The sequence below is a fragment of the Novosphingobium sp. genome (assembly GCF_041905565.1).
Taxonomy (GTDB): Bacteria; Pseudomonadota; Alphaproteobacteria; order Sphingomonadales; family Sphingomonadaceae; genus Novosphingobium.
Map to the genome: position 1 here is coordinate 186551 of NZ_JAYRKX010000005.1, position 19735 is coordinate 206285.

Sequence of the window (19735 nt, forward strand, 5' to 3'; positions counted from 1 at the left end):
GTCAGGCCGGGTCGGCGCTCTCGGGCACCGGTTCGGCCGCAGCCTCGCGCGCTTCCTTGCGCTCGCCCAGCCACATGATCACCAGCGAGCCTTCGAACAGCAGCCACATCGGGATCAGCAGCATCAGCTGCGACACCACATCGGGCGGCGTAATCACCGCCGCGACTGCCGTGATCGCGACGATCACGTAGCGGCGCAACTCGGTCAATTGCTGGCGGCTGACAATCCCCGCGCGGTTGAGCAGCAAGAGCAGCACCGGCAGCAGGAAGCTGATCCCGAAGGCCAGGATGAACTGCATCACCAGGCTGAGGTAATCGCCCGTGCCCGGCAGGGCTTCCAGGCTCAGCCCGCCCTTCTGCCCTTCGAAGTTCAGGAAGAACCGGAACGCGGTGGGCATGACCACGTAATAGGCCAGCGCCGCCCCGGCGGTGAACAGCACCGGCGTGGCGAACAGGAACGGCAGGAACGCCTTCTTTTCCTTGGCATACAGCCCCGGCGCCACGAAGGCCCATATCTGATTGGCGATGATCGGAAAGCTGACGCAGAAGGCCGCGAACAGCGCCACCTTGATCTCGACGAAGAAGGCTTCGTAGAGCTTGGTGTAGATCAGCTTGCCCTGCCCCGGCGGGAACGCCGCGGTCAGCGGGCGGACCAGGAACGAAAAGATATCGTCCGCGAAATAGAAGCAGACGCAGAACGCCGCGCCCAGCGCGACAATCGAACGCAGCAGCCGGGTGCGCAGCTCGATCAGGTGGTCAAGCAGCGGGGCCTGCGTATCGTCGATGTCCCTGACTTCGAACACCATCGTTCAGGCCTTGGCGCTGTCAGGAGCAGGCGGCGGCGGCAGCGCGCCGGTGCCCGGGTCCTGGCCGACCAGCGCGGCTTCGGCGCTGGCCATTTCGGCGCCGGCGGCTTGCGGCTGGTCTTGCGGGTGCTGAGCCATGATCGCCGCGTTCTGGGCGCGCCACTGCTTTTCCATGTCTTCCAGTTCCGCCTCGCGGATCATGGTTTCGATGCCTGAGCGGAAATAGCCGGACATGCGGCGCATCTTGCCGATCCAGCGGCCCGCCGTGCGCAGCGCGCGCGGCAGGTCCTTTGGCCCGATCACGACGATCGCGACGATCGCCGTGAACAGCATTTCATCCCAGCCGATGTCGAACATGGCGCGCTCCGCCCGAGTGGGACGGGCTTACGGCTGCGTCGTCTGGTTCTGTTCGGCGGCCTTGTCGGCCACCGGCGCGGCGGGCGGCGGCGGGATCTGAGACGAAGGCGGAGCGGGCTTGCTCTCCTCGTTCATGCCTTCCTTGAAGCTTTTGATGCCCTTGCCGAAATCACCCATCATTTCGGAAATCCGGCCACGGCCGAACAGCACCAGCACCACCAGCGCCAGAATGATCAGGTGCGGAAGCGACAGACCCATCGAAATACTCCTGGTTACGGCAGGGCGCGGCAGCACCCTGCCCGGTTCGCCCCTCTGGCTGTCCATCTAGGCCATGTCTGGCGCTTTTGCGAGTCAGTCGTGCTCCGCTTCGTCGGATTCCGTGCCCACGTCTTCCGCGTCGCCTTCCCCCTGCCCCGGCACGTCCATCGCCGCAGCCAGCGCATCCTCGACAGGATCGAGCAGACCGGCGGCGCGCAATTCGTCGATCCCGGGCAGGTCGCGGCGGCTGGACAGGCCGAAATGGGTCAGGAATTCGGGCGTGGTGGCATAGATCACCGGCCGCCCCGGCACGTCACGCCGCCCGGCGATCCGCACCCAGCCCGCTTCCATCAGCACGTCGAGCGTGCCCTTGGCGGTCTGCACCCCGCGGATCGATTCGATTTCCGCGCGGCTGACCGGTTCGTGATAGGCGACGATCGCCAGCACTTCGGTTGCCGCGCGCGACAGGCGGCGCACCTCCTCGCGCTCGCGCCGCAGCAGGTGGGCCAGGTCCGGCGCGGTCTGGAAATGCCAGCGCTTGCCGCGTTCGACCAGTTGGACCCCGCGTTCGCTGTAGGTTGCCTGAAGCTGCGCCAGCGCCGCCTTCACGTCGGCCCCGCCGAGATGCGTCGAAATTGCCTCGGCGCTCATCGGTTCGGTTGCGGCAAACAGCGTGGCTTCGACCGCGCGGACCAGATCGTCAGGGCGGGTCACGCCTTGATCCCGCGCAGCAGCAGCGGGCCGAAGGTCTGCTCCTGCTGCAATTCCGCCTTGCCCAGCCGCGCCAGTTCCAGCGCGGCGACAAAGCTGCTGGCCAGCGCCGAGCGCTTGAGCCGGGGATCGGCATGGGGCGGCAGGAAATCGCGCAGTTCCATCCAGTCAAGGTTGACGCCCAGCATCGAGGATACCCGCGACAGCGCGCTGTCGAGCGTCATCACCATGCGGTCGCGCACCATGTGGACCACCGGCTGGGTGCGCGCCTTGACCTGGCCGTATGCCTGGACCAGCGCGAACCAGTCGCACTGCCAGTTGTTCTTGCGGTCCACCCGCAGCCCTTCGGGCGCACCGCGCGGGAAGGTGTCGCGCCCCAGCCGGTCGCGCGCCAGCAGCCGGGCCGCCGCATCGCGCATCGCCGCGAGCCGTTGCAGGCGCAGTTGCAGCCGCAGCGCCAGCTCCTCCGGGCTGGGATCGGCCTGTTCGTCGCGCGGCAGCAGTAGCGCGCTTTTGAGGTAGGCAAGCCAGGCCGCCATCACCAGGTAATCGGCCGCCAGTTCCAGCCGCAGCGCCTCGGCCTGCTCGATATAGGTCAGATACTGGTCGACCAGTTCGAGGATCGAGATCCGCCGCAAATCGACCTTCTGCCGCCGGGCGAGGTCAAGCAGCAGGTCGAGCGGCCCTTCCCAGCCGTCCAGTTCGAGATAGAGCGCGGCATCGTCCTGCGGCGCAGCGGCGACGCCCTGCCACTCATCCTCGAACAGGGTCAGTGCGGGACTGTCGTCCAGCTCGCTCATGCGTGCAGGGCCAGCAAGGCATCGCGCCTGGCCAGCAGTTCCGCCTGCCGGCCGCTGGCGCCGTCCACCCGGGTCACGGCCAGGGCGCGTTCCAGCCGCACGGCGGTTTCCGGACCCATCACCGGCAGCCGCTGGGCGATGCCGATCATGTCATCCATCTTGCCCCAGCAGTTGAGCGCAATGTCGCAGCCCGCCGCCAGCGCCGCTTCGGCGCGTTCGGGCACGGTTCCAGACAGCGCCTGCATGTCAAGATCGTCGGTCAGCAGCAGGCCGCCAAAGCCGATCTCGCCGCGAATGATCTGTTCGATCACATAGGGGGACTGGGTGGCCGGGTGGTCCGCATCCCAGGCGGTGAAGCGGATGTGCCCAGTCATCGCCATGGGGGCATCGGCCAGCGCCTTGAACGGGGCGAGGTCGCTGGCCAGTTCCGCGGCGCTGGCGGTGACGGTGGGCAGTTCCTTGTGGCTATCGGCCAGGGCGCGGCCGTGGCCGGGCATGTGCTTGATCGTCCCGCAGATCCCGGCGCGTTCCAGCCCGTCGAGCACCGCGCGGCCCAGCGCCGCGACGCGCAGCGGCTCGCTGCCATAGGCGCGGTCGCCGATCACGTCGTGCGCGCCCGGCTGGCGCACGTCGAGCACCGGGGCATGGGTGCAGGTGATCCCCACTTCGGCCAGGTCATGGCCCAGCGCCTCGGCATTGGCGCGGGCCGCCTCGATCGCGCTGGCGGGGGCCAGGTCGAACAGGCGGTCGAAGGCTTCGCCCGCCGGCCAGGCCAGCCATTCGGGCGGCTTCATCCGCGCCACCCGGCCGCCTTCCTGGTCGATGGTGATCAGCAGGCGCTCACGCCCGTGGATCGCGCGCAAGGCATCGGTCAGCGCGCGCACCTGGGTGCGGTTTTCCACATTGCGGCCGAACAGGATGTAGCCAGCCGGATCCGCATCGCGAAAGAAGGCGCGTTCTTCATCGGTCAGCACAGGACCGGACAGGCCGAAAATGGCAGGCGTCATGCGGCAAACGCTCGCAGTTGCGGGCAGATTCGGCAAGGGCGCGGGGCCGCCGGGGTGTGGATTTCCACCCCGGCGCTGCGCCTTACTTCACCTGGCAGGAAATCCCCGAGCTCTTGAGCTTGCTGCACAGGGCATGGGCAGCCCCGGCATCGGGGGCAACCGCCTGCAGGCGATAGACGGTGCCGATGTCGGCGCTGCCCGAAACCACGCGGTGCGGGACGCCCGACAGCACGCCGCTGGCCTGGCCGACCAGCTTGGTCCAGCCCGCTTCGGCGGTGGCCTGCGAGGAGAAGGCGCCAACCTGCACCCCGACCCCGCCAGCGGCGGGCGCAGGGGCGGGCGGCGGCGGCACGGCGCCGGGCTTGCCGCCAGCCGGAGCCGCCGGAGCAGGCGCGCGGGGCGCGGGCGCGGCGGGCTGGCCGCCAAGCTGCGCCGGGCGGTTCTGCCCTTCGGACACGGCGAACGAGCTGTCGCCCGTGCCGTCAAACGTCTTGCCGCCGGGGTTCTTCGGCGCTTCCTTGTAAGGCGTGCCGGGCGCCTCGATCAGGCTGCCATCGGCCACCAGCGCGGGATCGGGGCTGCGATGGGTCGTCCACCAGATCCCCCCGACGATCGCCGCCAGCGCAGCCAGACCGATCACGACCAGGCCCAGCAGGCGGCCCGTGTCGGAGCCTTCGTATTCGCTCCACTCCTCGTCGTCGGAGCTTTCCAGCCAGGGCAGGCGTTCTTCGTCTTCAGCCAGGTCGAGCCGTTCGGTTTCGAGCGGTTCGCCTGCGCGTTCGCCGTCCTGGTCCTGCCAGCTGTCGTTGTCCTGCCCCGTCATCGTCACATTTCCTCCACCGCCTCCACGCCGAGCAGCGCGAGGCCATTGCGGACAAGTTGCCCTATTTGCGTGACAAGATAAAGCCTTGCGCCCGTGAGTTTACCATCCTGTGCCACGATGAACCGCTTTTCGGGACGGTCGTTGCCGAGGTTCCAGTAACCATGGAACGCCCCCGCGAGGTCATAGAGGAAGAAGGCCACGCGGTGCGGTTCGCGCGCAGCGGCAGCGGCTTCGACCAGCCGCGGGAACTGCGCCGCCAGCTTGACCAGCGCCAGTTCTTCCTCGCCCAGCAGGTCAAGGTCGGTGTCGGCGGGGGCGAAGCCTTCCGCCGCCGCCTTGCGCAGGGTCGAGCGGATCCGGGCGTGGGCGTACTGGACGTAGAACACCGGGTTGTCCTTCGAGGCTTCGACCACCTTGGCGAAGTCGAAGTCCATCTGCGCTTCGGGCTTGCGGGTCAGCATGGTGAAGCGGACCACGTCCTTGCCCACTTCGCGCACCACGTCGGCCAGGGTGATGAAGTTGCCGCTGCGCTTCGACATCTTCACCGGCTCGCCGTCGCGCAGCAGCTGGACCATCTGCACCAGCTTGACTTCGAACGGGGTCGGCTTGCCCTCGGCCCCGGTCATCGCGGCGACGGCGGCCTTGATCCGCTTGACCGTGCCGGCATGGTCCGCGCCCCAGATGTCGACCAGCGCGTCGGCGCTCTGCGCCTTCTGGAAGTGATAGGCGAGGTCGGCGCCGAAATAGGTCCAGCTGCCGTCGCTCTTCTTGATCGGGCGGTCCTGGTCGTCGCCGAACTTCGTGGAACGGAACAGCGGCAGTTCGACCGGTTCCCAATCGTCGGGCGTCTTGCCCTTGGGCGCTTCGAGGTGGCCGTCATAGACCAGGTCATGTGCGCGCAGCCAGGCCTCGGCCTCGGCCGGCTTGCCCGCCGCCTGCAATTCGGCTTCGGAACTGAACAGGTCGTGCTGGATGCCGAGCAGGCCAAGGTCGGTCTTGATCATCACCAGCATGTCGGCGACGGCTTCCTTGCGGAACAGGACGAGCCATTCGCTTTCCGGCGCGGCGGCAAACTTGCTGCCGTAATGGGTCGCCAGGCGGTGCCCGGTGGCGACCAGGTAGTCGCCCGGATAGAGCCCCTCGGGGATCTCGCCCACGTCCTCGCCCAGCGCCTCGCGGTAACGCAGGTGGACCGAGCGGGCGAGCACATCGACCTGCCCGCCGGCATCGTTGACGTAATATTCGCGGATCACCTTGTGTCCGGCGAATTCCAGCAGCGCGGCCAGCGCGTCGCCCACCACCGCGCCGCGGCAGTGGCCCATGTGCATCGGCCCCGTCGGGTTGGCCGAGACATATTCGACGTTGACCGTGGTCCCGCCGCCCATGACAGAGCGGCCATAGTCCGTCCCCAGCGCGGCAATGGCGCGCAATTCGGCCAGCCAGGTGGCGGCGTTCAGGCGCAGGTTGATGAAGCCCGGCCCGGCAATGTCGGCGCTGGTCACGGCGGGCAGCTTGGCCAGTTCGGCCACCAGGGCTTCGGCCAGGGCGCGCGGGTTCATCCCCGCCGGCTTGGCCAGCACCATCGCGGCGTTGGTCGCCAGGTCGCCGTGGCTGGGATCGCGCGGAGGTTCGACCGCCACGGCGGCGCGGTTCAGCCCGGCGGGCAGGGTTCCGGCAGCCTCCAGCGCATCGAGCGCCGCGGCAACGTGCCCGGCAAAGGCGGCGTGGAGTGTCTTTTCAGCGGTCATGGCATGGCTCTGGTCAGGCCCCGGGAGGGGCGGAAATTAAACGGCAACAGCGCCCCTACCGCCAAGGCCGGGGCGCTGCAAGCAAGGCGGCGGCGCGCGGCACCCCGCGCGCGCCGGTCAGCGGGTGGCGTTGTAGTTCAGCTGGTCCTGGGTCAGCTGGAAACCGACCAGCAGCTCGAACGTGGCGCGGGCAACGGCCGCCTTCACTTCAGGCTGGGACAGCGGATCGACCGCGGCGTCGGCATCGCCGGCCTTGCGCTTGCGGGTGATGCGCTGGCGGATATCGGCCGGCAGCGTGGCTTCGGCCTTGTCGATATAGGCCGCGCCCTGCCCGCTGGCCGAGGCGCGTTCCTGCCCATCGGCAAAGTTGATCGTCACTTCGCCAACGCGCTTGGTGATCACGGCGCTGCCGCCGCGCAGCACGGTGACGAAATAGGGCAGCGTCACGCTGCGCGCACCGCGCGTATCGGTGCGGCGGGCCAGCACGTCGAAGTTGGCGGTGGCATAGACCTTTTCGCCCGAATCGTTGCAGGTGGTGCGCACGTTGGTCATCGCGGCGACCACGTCGATATTGTCCGCCGTGACCGAACCGGGGGTGCGGAACATCGTGATGTCGCCGGTGTAATCGGGCACGCCGACCGCCGGGCAGGTGCCGCGCACCGCGGAAATGCCCACCCCTTCATCGACAACGATATCGCCGCTGCTGCGGCACCCGGCCAGCGCGACGGCCAGCAGGGAAGCGGTAATCAGGCGGGTGCGAAGCGTCATCGAGGGGATCCTTGGACCATGCGTTGCGCCTGCCCTAGCGGCGCGCGCGGCAAAGCGCTAGGGGGGCCAGGATGAACGCTTCCTTGCCAGACGCCGAAAAGCCCGTGCTGGGCCTGCTGCTCGCCGCCCCGCGCGGCTTCTGCGCCGGGGTCGACCGCGCGATCGAGATCGTCGAGCGCGCGCTTGACCGCTATGGCCAGCCGGTCTTCGTCCGCCACGAAATTGTCCACAACCGCTATGTCGTCGACGGCCTGAAGGCCAAGGGCGCGGTCTTCGTGGACGAGCTGGACGAAGTGCCCGACGGCGCGCAGGTGGTGTTCAGCGCCCACGGCGTGCCGAAAAGCGTGCCCGAAGCCGCGACAACGCGCGGGCTTGACTGGCTCGACGCCACCTGCCCGCTGGTCAGCAAGGTCCACCGCCAGGCCGAACGCCAGATCGAGGCCGGGCGGCACATCGTGTTCATCGGCCACAAGGGCCATCCCGAAGTGATCGGCACGCTGGGCCAGGTCCCTGCCGGCACGATCACCCTGATCGAAACGGTGGAAGATGTCGCCGCGCTGGACTTTCCCGCCGATGCGCCGCTCGCTTTCCTGACACAGACCACGCTGTCGGTCGATGACACGGCCGAAGTGGTCCGGGCGCTGCGGGCGCGCTTTCCCGGCATCGTCGGCCCCAAGGCCGAGGACATCTGCTATGCCACGTCCAACCGCCAGGCGGCGGTCAAGGCGATCGCGCCGCGCTGCCAGCTGGTGCTGGTGATCGGCGCACCCAACAGTTCCAATTCGCTGCGGCTGGTCGAAGTGGCGCAGCGCTGCGGCGCGCGGGCCGAACTGGTCCAGCGCGGCAGCGATGTCGATCCGGCGTGGTTCGATGGCGTGGCCACCATGGGGCTGACCGCCGGGGCCTCTGCCCCCGAAACGCTGGTCAACGAAGTGATCGACGCGATCCGCGCTTTCCGCACCGTGGAAGTCGAACAGGTCCGCACCGCCGAGGAAAAGATGATCTTCAAGCTGCCGCGCCAGCTGATGGACGACTGAGCATGGCCGTCTACACCCACCTTGGCGCCGAACAGCTGGCCGCCCTGATTGCGCAGTTCGATGTCGGCCAGCTGGTTTCAGCCAAGGGCATTGCCGAAGGCGTGTCCAACAGCAACTGGCTGATCGAAACCACCGGCCAGGACGGCGCGGGCGCGCGCTTCATCCTGACGATGTACGAATTCCGCATCGAGATCGAGGACCTGCCGTTCTTCCTCTCTCTGCTCGATTTCCTGGCCGAACGCGGCTGCCCGGTGCCGCGCACGATCCATGACCGGCAGGGCCAGCTCTATCGCCGGCTGGGCGACAAGGCCGTGGCGCTGATCGAATTCCTGCCCGGCGTCTCGGTGAGCGAACCCACCCCCGACCAGGCCCACGCGGTCGGCCGCGCGCTGGCGCAGTTGCACCTGGCCGCCGCCGGGTTCGATCAGGCCCGCGCCAACGGCATGGGCACTGCCGAATGGCAGCGGCTGGCCGATGAATGCACGCCCGCCGGGCTCGCCTCGATCGACGCCGATTTCGCCGCGCTGGTGGCGCAGCAGTTGCCGGACCTGATCGCCAACTGGCCCGGCCACCTGCCGCGCTCGGTGATCCATGCCGACCTCTTCCCCGACAACGTGCTGATGCTGGGCGAGCAAGTCACCGGGCTGATCGACTTCTATTTCGCCTGCACCGACCTTACCGCCTATGACGTGGCGGTGACTCACGCCGCCTGGTGTTTCGATGCCAGCGGGCGCCAGTTCGACGCCGCCGTTTCGGCCGCGCTGCTGGCGGGGTATGAGGAACTGCGCCCGCTGTCCGACGAAGAACGCGCCGCGCTGCCGCTGCTGGCGCGCGGGGCGGCGATGCGCTTTGCCCTGAGCCGCGCCTATGACTGGATGAACACCCCGGCCGATGCATTGGTTATGCGCAAGGATCCGCTGGCCTTCGCCCGGCGGCTGACCTTCTACGCCGATCCGGCCAACGCCGCCGTCTTCGCCCGCGCATGAAGCGGGTCGAGATTTTCACCGACGGCGCCTGCAAGGGCAACCCCGGCCCCGGCGGCTGGGGCGCGGTGCTGCGCATGGGGCCGCACGAAAAGGAACTGTCGGGCGCGGAGCCCGGCACGACCAACAACCGCATGGAACTGACCGCGGTGATCGAAGCGCTGCGCGCGCTCAAGCAGCCGTGCGAAGTGCATCTGCACACCGACAGCCGCTATGTGATCGACGGGATCACCGGCTGGGTGTTCGGCTGGCAGAAGAACGGCTGGCGGACGGCGGCGAAGAAGCCGGTGCTCAATTCCGAGTTGTGGATCGCGCTGATCGAGGCGACCCGCCCGCACCAGATCAAGTGGCACTGGGTCAAGGGCCACGCCGGCCACCCCGAAAACGAGCGCGCCGACCAGCTGGCCAGCGACGCGGCGCTCAGCCTCAAGGGTTGACCCCTTCCCGCCGGGCGGGAAGGGGTGCATGGGCTCAGGCCGTGGTGGTATCCACCACTTCGGCGCCGGGGCCGTTTTTCAGGATCGATTCGATCGCGTTCTTGGCGCTGGCCTTGCTGGCGTAGCCTTCGGTCCAGAAGATCGTTTCGCTGTTGTAGCAGAAATAGGCGACGAACTCGCCCGCCTTGTTCTTACGGATTTCAAACCGGTGTGCCATGTGTTGCGTCCCTTGGCAGATGTGGTTGCCCCCATCCCCTAAGTAACGCAATTACCGGCAATTCCTAGCGAAACCGTGCCGGATCATAGGTATCCGGGGCGACGACGCCGGGTTCCTGACCCAGCAGCAGGCGCAGCGCCACATCGGCGGCGGCCGGCGCGGTCTGGATGCCGAAGCCGCCCTGCCCGGCAAACCAGAAGAAACGCGGCTGATCGGGATCGAAGCCGTAAACCGGCAGCCGGTCGGGCGCGAAGCTGCGCAGGCCGGCCCACTTGTGCTCCAGCCGGGTGATCCGCCAATCGACCACCGCTTCGAACCGGTCGATCGCCAGCGCCACGTCCAGTTCCTCGGGCGCGGCATCGCACGGATCGCTGGGGGTTTCATCGTGCGGGCTGAGCCACAGCTTGCCGGCCTCGGGCTTGAAATAGAACGTCTCGTCGATCCCCAGCACCAGCGGCAGGTCGGCCGGGGGCGGCGCGGCCAGGCACAGCTGGGCCACGGTGCGGCGATAGGGCTGAATGCCGATGGGCCTGACCCCGGCAAGGCTGGCCACCGGATCGGCCCAGGCCCCGGCGGCGTTGACCAGCACCGCGGCGCGCGCCGACTGCCCGCCCGCCAGGGTCAGGGTCCAGGCCCCGTCCTGCCAGGCCGCGCCCGCCAGCGCGGCGCGGCCGCGCAGCTCCGCGCCGCCGCGCCGCGCTTCGGCCAGCCAGTGCTGGTGCAAGCCCGCCACGTCGATATCGCAGCAATCGGGTTCATAGGCACCCGCCGCCCATTCGGCGCGCAGGCCCGGCAGGCGGCGTTCCAGCACGGCGCGGTCCAGCCGTTCGACCCGCACGCCCAATGCCGCAAATTCGCTGGCGAAAGCGTCGAGCCGGTCCAGCTCGTCATGCCGCGCCAGGGTCAGCGCGCCGCGCGGGGCGAGGAAGCCGTGCCGGTGCAGGAACGGCCCCGACGCCGTGGTCAGCGGCTGGACGCCCGGCCCGCCATAGCTTTCGGTCCAGAACGCGGCGGACCGGCCGGTCGAGTGATAGCCCGGCCGCTCCTCGGCCTCGAGCAGCAGCACCCGCCCGTGCGGCGCCAGCCCGGCGGCGAGCGAAGCGCCCGCAATGCCCGCCCCGACGACGGCAAAATCGTAAATCGCGCTCACCGTATTTACCCCGAAAGCCCGGCCAGAAACGCGTCCGCCTCAGCCAGCGCGGCGTCGCGCAGGCTATCCGCCTCGCGCAGGATCTCATGATGCGATGCCTTGCCGTAATTGACCAGCCGCGCATCAGGCAGCGCGCGGGCGGCGTGTGCGATCGCGCGGTAGCCGACCAGCTTGTCATTGTCGGTCGCCAGGATCAGCACCGGCTGGGTTACCCGCGCCAGCACATCGCCCCGCGCCAGCAGCCGCATCGAGGCATAGGCGCGTTCGACCCAGCCCCAGCTACCCGGCCCCATCACCAGTTCCGGGCGGTGTTCGCGCCACCACAATTCGTCTTCATAGCGGGCCTGATCGTGGGTCAGCAGCGCGGCACGCGAAGCCGGGGTTTCGCCGGGCTTCTCGCTCCACTTCCACGCCGGGCGGCGCGGATCGCCGAGCGCGGCGATCACCCGCGCCAGCGGATGCATCAGCGCGGCGGGCAGCACCTGCGCGGCAAAGCCCAGCATCGGCGCGGACAGCAGCAGCGCATCGGGCGTAACCACTCCTTCGGCCGCCGCGCGCAGCACCAGGTGGCCGCCCATCGAATGGCCCGCCAGCACGTGCGGCCCGGGGGTTTCGGCCTGCCATGTCCGCCACAGCACGCCCAGATCGGCCACCCAGGTGCCGAAATCGTCGATATGGCCGGTCACCGCATCGGTGCCGAGCCGGCCCGAAGCCGCCTGCCCGCGCCAGTCCGCCGCCGTCACGCGCCAGCCCTGCCGCGCCCAGTGATCCAGCGTTTCGAGATACTTTTCGTAGAAATCGCCCCGCCCCGGCAGGAACAGGATCGAGCCGCGCGGACGCTCGGGCATGGGCCAGTCGATCCGCCGGATCGCATGGCCATCGGCCGCGTGCCAGCGGCTTTCACGGGCATCGGCAGGAATGGCGCGGCGATCGAAGGGCGTGGTCACGTGGCTAATTCCAGCCTCTTGGGGGTGGTTACTTTTTGGTAAGTCCTGCCCTGTAGACCCGCTTACCGAACCAGGGGGCGGACAATGCCGGACGTCGATTTTCGTTACATTCTGCTGGGAGCATTGGCAATTGCGCTGCTGTACGCAGCCTTCACCGATATTCGCAGCCGGCTGATCGAAAACTGGCTGAACGGTGCCATCGCGCTGGGCGCGCCGCTGTTCTGGTGGGCCAGCGGCATGTCGGGCGGTGAAATCGCCTGGCAGCTGGGCATGGCCCTCGTCACTTTCGCGGTGCTGGCCGCGCTGTTCTTCATGCGCTGGATCGGCGGGGGCGATGTCAAGCTGCTCGCCGCACTGGCGCTGTGGTTTGCGCCGCTGACCTTCTTCCAGCTGCTGTTCATGGCCTCGGTCGTGGGCGGCGTGATGACCACCGTGGGCAGCGTGCTGAACCTTGCCCCGGCGCAGGGCCGCACCGCCGGACGGCTGTTCGTGTGGACCAGCGCCGCCGTTTCGCTGGCGGTGATGCTCTATGTCGGCTGGGTGCTGACCGGGGGCCAGCCGGTTAACCTTGCCAGCGCGGTTGGCGGCAGCGGGGCGTTCTATGCGCTGCTCTGCGCCGTGCTGCTGTTCATGTCTTTCGGATCGATCGTGACCGCCCGCCACCAGCGGCAAAGGCTGCGGATTCCCTATGGCGTCGCGATTTCCGCCGGGGGGCTGTGGGCCCTGTCGGCACACGTTTTACCGCTCCTTCACCAGGCAAGCCCAACGGTGCTCGCCGGGTGAACCGGATTTTAACCAGTTTGCCCGAAACAGGACGGAACCACTTCGGGATTTTTCTAGGGGGCCTCAACAGCCATGGATAAGAAGAAGCTGATGCTGCTGCTTGGCGCGCTGGTCGTTGCGATCGGCACGGCCATGGCCGCGAAGAGCATGTTCTCGGGGGCTGCGGCTCCCCAGGCGGAAGCCGCGCAGCAGGTCCCCACCGGACCCAAGGTGCTGGTCGCGCAGCGCGCGCTGCCGGTCGGCACGATCATCACCGCGGATTCGATCTCGTTCCAGCTCTGGCCCAAGGAAATGGTCCAGGACGCCTACTTCATCGACGGCGAAGCCGACATGAACAAGCTGCTGGGCACCGTGGTGCGCTATCCGGTCACCGCCGGCCAGCCGGTTACCCAGGGCGCGCTGGTTGCGCCGGGCGACCGCGGCTTCCTGGCCGCCGCGCTGGGCCCGGGCATGCGCGCCGTGACGATCTCCGCCTCGCAGAAGACCGGCGTCGCCGGCTTCATCTTCCCGGGCGACCACGTTGACCTGATGCTGACCCAGACGGTCAAGGCGACCGACGGCGGCGAAGCGATGAAGACGGCCGAAACCATCCTGCGCAACGTGCGCGTGCTGGCCACCGACCAGTCGACCGAAAGCGAAACCAGCGAAGGCAAGACCGTGGTCCGCGCCTTCCGCACGGTGACGCTGGAAGTGACCCCGAAGATCGCCGAAAAGATCGCGGTTGCCCAGACGCTCGGCACGATCAGCCTGTCGCTGCGCTCGATCGCGGACAACCAGGCCGAACTGGACCAGGCCATCGCCAGCGGCACCGTCAAGGTCCCGGCCGGCGCGTCCAAGGAACAGGAAGACAAGCTGCTGAGCCAGGCGATGAACCGCCCGATCGAAGGCGGCACCACCTTTGTCACCGGCGGCGACGTCTCGCGCTTCCAGCGCAAGTCGATGCCCAGCCAGCAGAACGCCGCCAACCAGGTCGCCAAGACCATCGCCACCGCGTTCAGCGGCCTGACTGGCGGCGGCGCGGCCACGGCCGGCCCGGCCCGCAGCGGTCCGGTCATGCCGGTCGGCCCGGTGGTCCGCGTGACCCGCGGCAAGAGCGTGACCGAAGAACCCGTCGGGAGCCGCTGAGATGACCCCCAACACCACCCTGCCCGCCCACGGCGGCGTGTCGAAAGGCAACCCGATGAAGCGCCTTGCCACTTCCCTCCTGACTGCCGCCTGCCTGGCCGCACCGCTGGCGCTGATCGCCGCGCCGGCCGCCCAGGCCCAGTCGATCAGCCGCCCGGCCAACGACATCAACCTGTCGATCGGGCGCGGCCAGCTGATCACCGTTGGCGGCGCGATGACCGACGTGTTCGTCGCCAACGAGGCGATCGCGGACGTCCAGGTCAAGTCGCAGCGCCAGCTCTATGTGTTCGGCAAGGCCGGCGGGGAAACCACCGTCTATGCCAGCAACGCGGCGGGCGACATCATCTGGTCGGCCAACGTCCGGGTGGGTTCGAACATCGAAAGCGTCGACCAGATGCTGCGCATGGCGATGCCCGATGCCAAGATCGCGGTTTCGACCATGGGCACCAGCACCTTCCTGCTGACTGGCACGGTCGGCGCGCCGGAAGACGCCGCCGAAGCGCAGCGCCTGGTTTCGGCCTATGTCGGCAAGGAAGCCAACGTGATCTCGCGCCTGAAGATGGCAACGCCGCTGCAGGTCAACCTGCAGGTGCGCTTTGCCGAAGTCAGCCGCACCCTGGTCAAGACGCTGGGCACCAACCTGACCACCATCGACGGCACCGGCGGGTTCAAGTTCGGCCTGTCGAATGGCCGCGCGATCGGTTCGACCTGGACCACCAACCCGCTGCTGCCCTTCGGCGTCGGCAACGCGCCCGCGGGCTATGTGATCGACCCGGTGTCGAACACCATCAAGCTGACCCCGGGTACTGCCGTTTCGCCGCTCAACAGCTCGAACACGCTGGCCGGGATGGGAAAGCTGTTCGGGATGAACATCCTGGGCGCGCTGGACGCGGGTGAAACTGCGGGCCTGGTCACGACCCTGGCCCAGCCGAACCTGACCGCGCTGTCGGGCGAAACGGCCGACTTCCTGGCGGGCGGCGAATACCCGATCCCGATCAGCCAGGGCCTGGGCACGACCTCGATCGAATACAAGCGGTTCGGCGTCAGCCTGTCCTATACCCCCACGGTGCTGGCCAATGGCCGCATTTCGCTGCGGGTCCGGCCGGAAGTGTCGGAACTGTCGAGCCAGGGCTCGATCCAGCTCAACGGCTTCGAAGTGCCCGCGCTGACCGTGCGCCGCACCGAAACCACGATCGAGCTGGGTTCGGGGCAAAGCTTCATGATCGCCGGGCTGATGAGCAACAATTCGCAGAACACCGTGCAGAAGCTGCCGGGCGCGGGCGACGTGCCGATCCTGGGCAGCCTGTTCCGTTCGACCAGCTTCAAGCGCGGCGAAACCGAACTGGTGATCGTGGTCACGCCGTACCTGGTCAACCCGGTCGACGCGAACGACATCAAGCTGCCGACCGATGGCTACCAGAACCCGAACGACATCGAACGCGTGCTGGGCAACATGGACGCCGGCGGCAAGTCGGGCGGCGACCGGCCCAAGCCTTCGGCCGCACCCAAGGCGGCTGACGGCCCCAAGGTCGGCGATCTCGACCTGCCCGCCCTGCCGGAAGCGGCCAAGCCGGAAGGCAAGGACAAGCGCAGCAAGAAGACCCGCACCGCCGCCGCTTCGCAGGAAGTCGGCCCCGGCTTCAGCCTGAACTGAGAGGTGAACACCAATGCGTAACGTCATGAATCGCAAGGCGCTGGCTTCGGCCCTCACCCTCTCGCTTGGCCTGGTCCTGTCGGGCTGCGTTGGCGGCGTGCCGGGCAACACCAGCCTGGAAAGCGTCCACCAGCCGGTGGTCCAGCGCACCAACTATACCCTTGACCTGACCACGGGTCCGGGCGGGCTTTCGCTGCCCGAACAGCGCCGCCTGAGCGGCTGGTTCGAAGCGATGGACCTGCGCTATGGTGATCGGATCGCGATCGACGATCCGCTCAGCAGCGGCGCCACCCGCTCCGCGGTCGAAGCCGTGGCCAGCCGCTTCAGCCTGCTGGTCGGCGATGAGGCCCCGGTCACCCCGGGCTATGTCAACGCCGGCACGGTGCGCGTGATCATCACCCGCTCCAGCGCCAGCGTGCCGGGCTGCCCGGACTGGAGCGGCCGCACGGTGACCAATTTCAAGAACGCCACCAGCAAGAACTATGGCTGCGCCACCAACGGCAACCTGGCGGCAATGATCGCGGATCCGGAACACCTGATCCACGGCGCCACCGGCAAGGGCCAGACCGTCACGATGAGTTCGACCAAGGCCATCGAAACCTACCGCGAGGCCAAGCCGACCGGTCAGAACGGCCTGAAGGCTGAATCGAGCAAGGGCAACTAAGACATGAACGCTCCCTGGAAACCCGGCACCCCCGGCAATCGCGACGCCTTCGCGGCCTACCTGTGCGACGATGCGGCGCTCGACATCCTGCGCCCGGTCGTGATCGAACTGGGCTGGGCCCCGGAAAAGTGCCACAAGGGCGGGCTGCGCAACGCGGTGCAATCGCTGTCGATCACCGCCAGCCCGAACATCCTGATGGTCGACCTGTCGGAAAGCGGCGACCCGCTGAGCGACATCAACGCCCTGGCCGAGGTGTGCGAGCCCGGCACGGTGGTGGTGGCGGTCGGCCAGGTCAACGACGTGCGCCTCTACCGCGACCTCCTGGCCAGCGGGATCCACGATTACCTGCTCAAGCCGCTGTCGCCGGGGCAGGTGCGCGATGCGCTGGTCAATGCCCAGGCGATCTTCGCCTCGCCCAAGAGCCATGACCCGTCGGTGGCCAAGAAGCACGTTTCGACCGCGGTGATCGGCACGCGCGGCGGGGTTGGCGCCTCGACCATCGCGACCTCGCTGGCCTGGCTGTTCAGCGCCGACGAAAAGATGCCGACCGCGCTGCTCGACCTGGACGTCCACTTCGGCACCGGCGCGCTCGCGCTCGACCTCGAACCGGGCCGCGGCCTGACCGACGCGATCGAGAACCCGGGCCGCATCGACGGGCTGTTCATCGAACGCGCGATGATCCGCGCCAACGATCACCTCGCGATCCTGTCGGCCGAAGCGCCGATCAATTCGCCGCTGATGACCGATGGCGCCGCCTTCGTGCAGCTGGAGGAGGAATTCCGCCAGGCGTTCGAAATGACGGTGATCGACCTGCCGCGCAACATGCTGATCAATTTCCCGCACCTGCTGGCCGATGTGAACGTCGTCCTGCTGGTCACGGAAATGACCTTGGCCGGCGCGCGCGATGCGATCCGCATCCTGTCGTGGCTGAAAAGCAACGCCAGCCATGTCCAGCCGATCGTGGTGGCCAACAAGGTCCAGACCGGTGTGGGCGAAATCAGCAAGGCGGCCAAGCTGGGCCAGACCTTTGCCGACGCCAACCGGTCAAGCAAGGCCGGCTCGGTGATCCGCGACATCAGCCGCGCGGTGATGGGCGTGGGCGATGGCGAAGCGGTCGAGGAAGCGGCCAAGGCCAAGGGCTCGCTGCTTGGCAAGTTCGATCTCAAGGCGCTGATGCCCAAGAAGCAGAAGGCCAAGGAAGCGGTTCCGGCCAAGGCCTGATCCGCAGCTAACCCGGTGCCCCGCCCCGATGGGCGGGGGCCGCAGAAGGAAGGCGTGACCCGCAGATGAGCATTCCCCAGCTCCTGCTTTTCGCTGTTGGCCTGATGGCGTTCATGACGCTGGGCTACATGGCGTTTTCCGGCCCTTCGGCGGCCAAGGAAAGCGCGCGTCGGCTCCAGGCGGTGCGCTATCGCCATTCGGACAGCACCACCGACAAGGTGGAAGCACAGCTGCGCAAAGCCGTGGCCGCGCGCAAGCCGAAGATGCGCCAGATCGCCGGCTCGGAATCGCGCGTCGCCGCCCTGGCGCTGCGCCTGCACCGCACCGGCAAGGGCTGGACGCTGGCGCAATATGCCTATGCCTCGGGCGGGCTGGCGCTGGCGGTCACGGTGCTGGTCTACCTGAAGAGCGGCGCGGCGATGCTGGCGCTGGGGGTTGGCGCGCTGGTTGGCGCGGGGCTGCCGCACATGGTGGTGGGCTTCTTCATCAATCGCCGCTCGGCCCAGTTCACCGCGAAGTTTCCCGACGCGATCGAACTGCTGGTGCGCGGCCTGCGCTCGGGTCTGCCGGTTACCGAAACGCTGGGCGTGGTGTCCACCGAAGTGCCTGGCCCGGTGGGCGAGGAGTTCAAGCTGGTCACCGAACGCATCAAGATCGGCAAGACCATGGAGGACGCCCTCCAGGAAACCGCCGACCGGCTCAACACGCCTGAATTCAGCTTCTTCTGCATCACGCTGGCGATCCAGCGCGAAACCGGGGGCAACCTGGCGGAAACCCTGTCGAACCTGGCCGACGTGCTGCGTAAGCGCGCCCAGATGAAGCTCAAGATCAAGGCGATGAGCTCGGAATCCAAGGCTTCCGCCTATATCATCGGCGCCCTGCCCTTCACCGTGTTCGGCATGGTGTACTGGGTGAACCCGAAATACCTGAGCGGCTTCTTCACCGATGACCGCCTGATCGCGACCGGCCTTGGCGGGCTGGTGTGGATGGGCATCGGCGCCTTCATCATGGCCCAGATGATCAATTTCGAGATCTGAGCGAGGGACTGGAATCACTGTCATGAACAACCCGCCCGGACCTACGCTGCTTGGCATCGACGTCATCTATGTCGGCTCGCTGCTGGCTGGATTGGCCGCCTTTGCCGTGATGTTCGCGATCTATACCGCGGTCACCATCCGCGATCCCATGGCCAAGCGCGTCAAGGCGCTGAACGAGCGGCGCGAGCAGCTCAAGGCCGGGATCGTCACCCAGACCGCGAAGAAGCGCGCGTCGCTGGTGCGCAAGAACGAAACCACCGACAAGATGCGCGACACGCTGTCGTCCTTGAAGGTGCTGCAGCAAAGCCAGCTGGAAATGATCCAGCAAAAGCTGGCCCAGGCGGAGATCCGCCGCAAGGAACTGGCCGTCGCGGTCATCTTTGCGCGCATGATCCTGCCGATCGTGCTGGGGGCGATTGCCGCGTTCCTGATCTATGGGATCAACTATTTCCCGACCTGGGGCGGGATGAAGAAGCTGATGGGCTTCGCCACCGCCGTTGGCCTGGGTTACAAGGGCCCGGAAATCTACCTGTCGAACCTGATTTCCAAGCGCACCGACGCGGTCCGCAAGGGCCTGCCCGACGCGCTCGACCTGCTGGTGATCTGCGCCGAAGCGGGCCTGACCGTGGACGCCGCGTTCAACCGCGTCGCCAAGGAACTGGGCCGCGCCTATCCGGAACTGGGCGATGAATTCGCGCTGACCGCGATCGAGCTGTCGTTCCTGTCGGAACGCCGCCAGGCGTTTGAAAACCTGGCCTGGCGCGTCAACCTCGAAGCGGTCAAGGGCGTGACCACCACCATGGTCCAGACCGAACGCTACGGCACCCCGCTCGCCTCGGCGCTGCGCGTGCTCTCGGCCGAATTCCGCAACGAACGCATGATGCGCGCCGAAGAAAAGGCCGCACGCCTGCCCGCGATCATGACCGTGCCGCTAATCCTGTTCATCCTGCCGGTGCTGTTCGTCGTGATCCTTGGCCCGGCGGCCTGCTCGATCGCCGACGCCTTCTCGGCCAAGCCTGGACGGTAGAACACCGACCAGCCAAAACCGAAAAGAGCCCCGGAAGCCATGCTTCCGGGGCTCTTTTTCAATGTGAACGGGCAGGAGAGTCCTTTCCGGCTCACGCCGGTGCGGGAAGGCCATCCGGCCTTCCCTTGCAACACCGGCCCGCTCCCCCGGCCCAACCACCCGTTTAAGGTACCCTG

General features: G+C 67.7%; 22 protein-coding genes. 10 read left to right on the forward strand and 12 right to left on the reverse strand.

All coding sequences use genetic code 11. The features are described from left to right. Position 1: 1 nt before the first annotated feature. The 9 genes from tatC to ACE3N9_RS06305 form a co-directional block, all read right to left on the reverse strand. On the reverse strand, positions 2–805 hold the full coding sequence (gene tatC, locus ACE3N9_RS06265) for a twin-arginine translocase subunit TatC (RefSeq protein ID WP_374281958.1): 804 nt from the start codon (positions 803–805) through the stop codon (positions 2–4). 3 nt (positions 806–808) lie between these two features. Further along, positions 809–1162 (reverse strand): Sec-independent protein translocase protein TatB, encoded by a 354-nt coding sequence (tatB, locus tag ACE3N9_RS06270; protein ID WP_374281960.1) that lies wholly within the window; start codon positions 1160–1162, stop codon positions 809–811. 27 nt (positions 1163–1189) lie between these two features. Further along, complete coding sequence (gene tatA, locus ACE3N9_RS06275) at positions 1190–1420, reverse strand: twin-arginine translocase TatA/TatE family subunit (RefSeq protein WP_374281962.1); 231 nt, start codon at positions 1418–1420, stop codon at positions 1190–1192. A gap of 93 nt (positions 1421–1513) precedes the next feature. Continuing rightward, a complete protein-coding gene (scpB, locus tag ACE3N9_RS06280; protein WP_374281964.1) occupies positions 1514–2134 on the reverse strand; it encodes an SMC-Scp complex subunit ScpB in 621 nt (206 codons plus the stop codon). Continuing rightward, entirely contained in the window at positions 2131–2931 is an 801-nt protein-coding gene (locus ACE3N9_RS06285) for a ScpA family protein (RefSeq protein ID WP_374281966.1), read from the reverse strand. Before ACE3N9_RS06285 ends, scpB begins: the two co-directional genes overlap by 4 nt. Then, positions 2928–3938 carry a beta-N-acetylhexosaminidase gene (gene nagZ, locus ACE3N9_RS06290; RefSeq protein ID WP_374281968.1) on the reverse strand — a complete coding sequence of 337 codons (1011 nt, stop codon included), beginning with the start codon at positions 3936–3938 and terminating at the stop codon, positions 2928–2930. Before nagZ ends, ACE3N9_RS06285 begins: the two co-directional genes overlap by 4 nt. Positions 3939–4020: 82 nt before the next feature. Further along, a complete protein-coding gene (locus ACE3N9_RS06295; protein ID WP_374281970.1) occupies positions 4021–4761 on the reverse strand; it encodes an SPOR domain-containing protein in 741 nt (246 codons plus the stop codon). A 2-nt stretch (positions 4762–4763) separates the two neighbouring features. Further along, on the reverse strand, positions 4764–6509 hold the full coding sequence (gene argS / locus ACE3N9_RS06300) for an arginine--tRNA ligase (RefSeq protein WP_374281972.1): 1746 nt from the start codon (positions 6507–6509) through the stop codon (positions 4764–4766). Between the two features lie 117 nt (positions 6510–6626). Further along, positions 6627–7277 carry a hypothetical protein gene (locus tag ACE3N9_RS06305; RefSeq protein WP_374281974.1) on the reverse strand — a complete coding sequence of 217 codons (651 nt, stop codon included), beginning with the start codon at positions 7275–7277 and terminating at the stop codon, positions 6627–6629. 71 nt (positions 7278–7348) lie between these two features. On the opposite strand from ACE3N9_RS06305, the gene ispH reads away from it, so the two are divergent. From ispH to rnhA, 3 genes are read left to right on the forward strand one after another with little or no spacing between them, the layout of a single operon-like run. After that, positions 7349–8314, forward strand: coding sequence for a 4-hydroxy-3-methylbut-2-enyl diphosphate reductase (gene ispH / locus ACE3N9_RS06310; protein WP_374281975.1), 966 nt, complete (start codon positions 7349–7351; stop codon positions 8312–8314). 2 nt (positions 8315–8316) lie between these two features. Next, positions 8317–9300, forward strand: coding sequence for a homoserine kinase (gene thrB, locus ACE3N9_RS06315; RefSeq protein ID WP_374281977.1), 984 nt, complete (start codon positions 8317–8319; stop codon positions 9298–9300). Continuing rightward, positions 9297–9734 (forward strand): ribonuclease HI, encoded by a 438-nt coding sequence (rnhA, locus tag ACE3N9_RS06320; protein ID WP_374281979.1) that lies wholly within the window; start codon positions 9297–9299, stop codon positions 9732–9734. Before thrB ends, rnhA begins: the two co-directional genes overlap by 4 nt. A gap of 34 nt (positions 9735–9768) precedes the next feature. On the opposite strand, the gene ACE3N9_RS06325 is transcribed toward rnhA, so the two are convergent. The 3 genes from ACE3N9_RS06325 to ACE3N9_RS06335 form a co-directional block, all read right to left on the reverse strand. After that, positions 9769–9951, reverse strand: coding sequence for a YegP family protein (locus ACE3N9_RS06325; RefSeq protein WP_374281981.1), 183 nt, complete (start codon positions 9949–9951; stop codon positions 9769–9771). Between the two features lie 64 nt (positions 9952–10015). Next, on the reverse strand, positions 10016–11101 hold the full coding sequence (locus tag ACE3N9_RS06330; protein WP_374281983.1) for an NAD(P)/FAD-dependent oxidoreductase: 1086 nt from the start codon (positions 11099–11101) through the stop codon (positions 10016–10018). Between the two features lie 5 nt (positions 11102–11106). After that, a complete protein-coding gene (locus tag ACE3N9_RS06335; RefSeq protein WP_374282000.1) occupies positions 11107–12057 on the reverse strand; it encodes an alpha/beta fold hydrolase in 951 nt (316 codons plus the stop codon). Positions 12058–12132: 75 nt separating this feature from the next. On the opposite strand from ACE3N9_RS06335, the gene ACE3N9_RS06340 reads away from it, so the two are divergent. The 7 genes from ACE3N9_RS06340 to ACE3N9_RS06370 all read left to right on the forward strand — a co-directional run bounded on the left by ACE3N9_RS06340 (position 12133) and on the right by ACE3N9_RS06370 (position 19559). Beyond that, on the forward strand, positions 12133–12831 hold the full coding sequence (locus ACE3N9_RS06340; RefSeq protein WP_374282002.1) for a prepilin peptidase: 699 nt from the start codon (positions 12133–12135) through the stop codon (positions 12829–12831). A gap of 72 nt (positions 12832–12903) precedes the next feature. Continuing rightward, a complete protein-coding gene (cpaB, locus tag ACE3N9_RS06345) occupies positions 12904–13956 on the forward strand; it encodes a Flp pilus assembly protein CpaB (protein ID WP_374281984.1) in 1053 nt (350 codons plus the stop codon). A 1-nt stretch (position 13957) separates the two neighbouring features. Further along, the gene (locus ACE3N9_RS06350; protein ID WP_374281986.1) at positions 13958–15610 is read left to right on the forward strand and encodes a type II and III secretion system protein family protein; all 1653 of its coding nucleotides are present in this window, start codon (positions 13958–13960) and stop codon (positions 15608–15610) included. 13 nt (positions 15611–15623) lie between these two features. Beyond that, positions 15624–16274, forward strand: a complete 651-nt coding sequence (locus tag ACE3N9_RS06355; protein WP_374281988.1) for a CpaD family pilus assembly protein — start codon at positions 15624–15626, stop codon at positions 16272–16274. A 3-nt stretch (positions 16275–16277) separates the two neighbouring features. Then, positions 16278–17495 (forward strand): pilus assembly protein CpaE, encoded by a 1218-nt coding sequence (locus tag ACE3N9_RS06360; protein ID WP_374281990.1) that lies wholly within the window; start codon positions 16278–16280, stop codon positions 17493–17495. A gap of 65 nt (positions 17496–17560) precedes the next feature. Beyond that, positions 17561–18532, forward strand: a complete 972-nt coding sequence (locus ACE3N9_RS06365) for a type II secretion system F family protein (protein WP_374281992.1) — start codon at positions 17561–17563, stop codon at positions 18530–18532. 22 nt (positions 18533–18554) lie between these two features. Further along, on the forward strand, positions 18555–19559 hold the full coding sequence (locus ACE3N9_RS06370; protein ID WP_374281994.1) for a type II secretion system F family protein: 1005 nt from the start codon (positions 18555–18557) through the stop codon (positions 19557–19559). Positions 19560–19735: the final 176 nt, after the last annotated feature.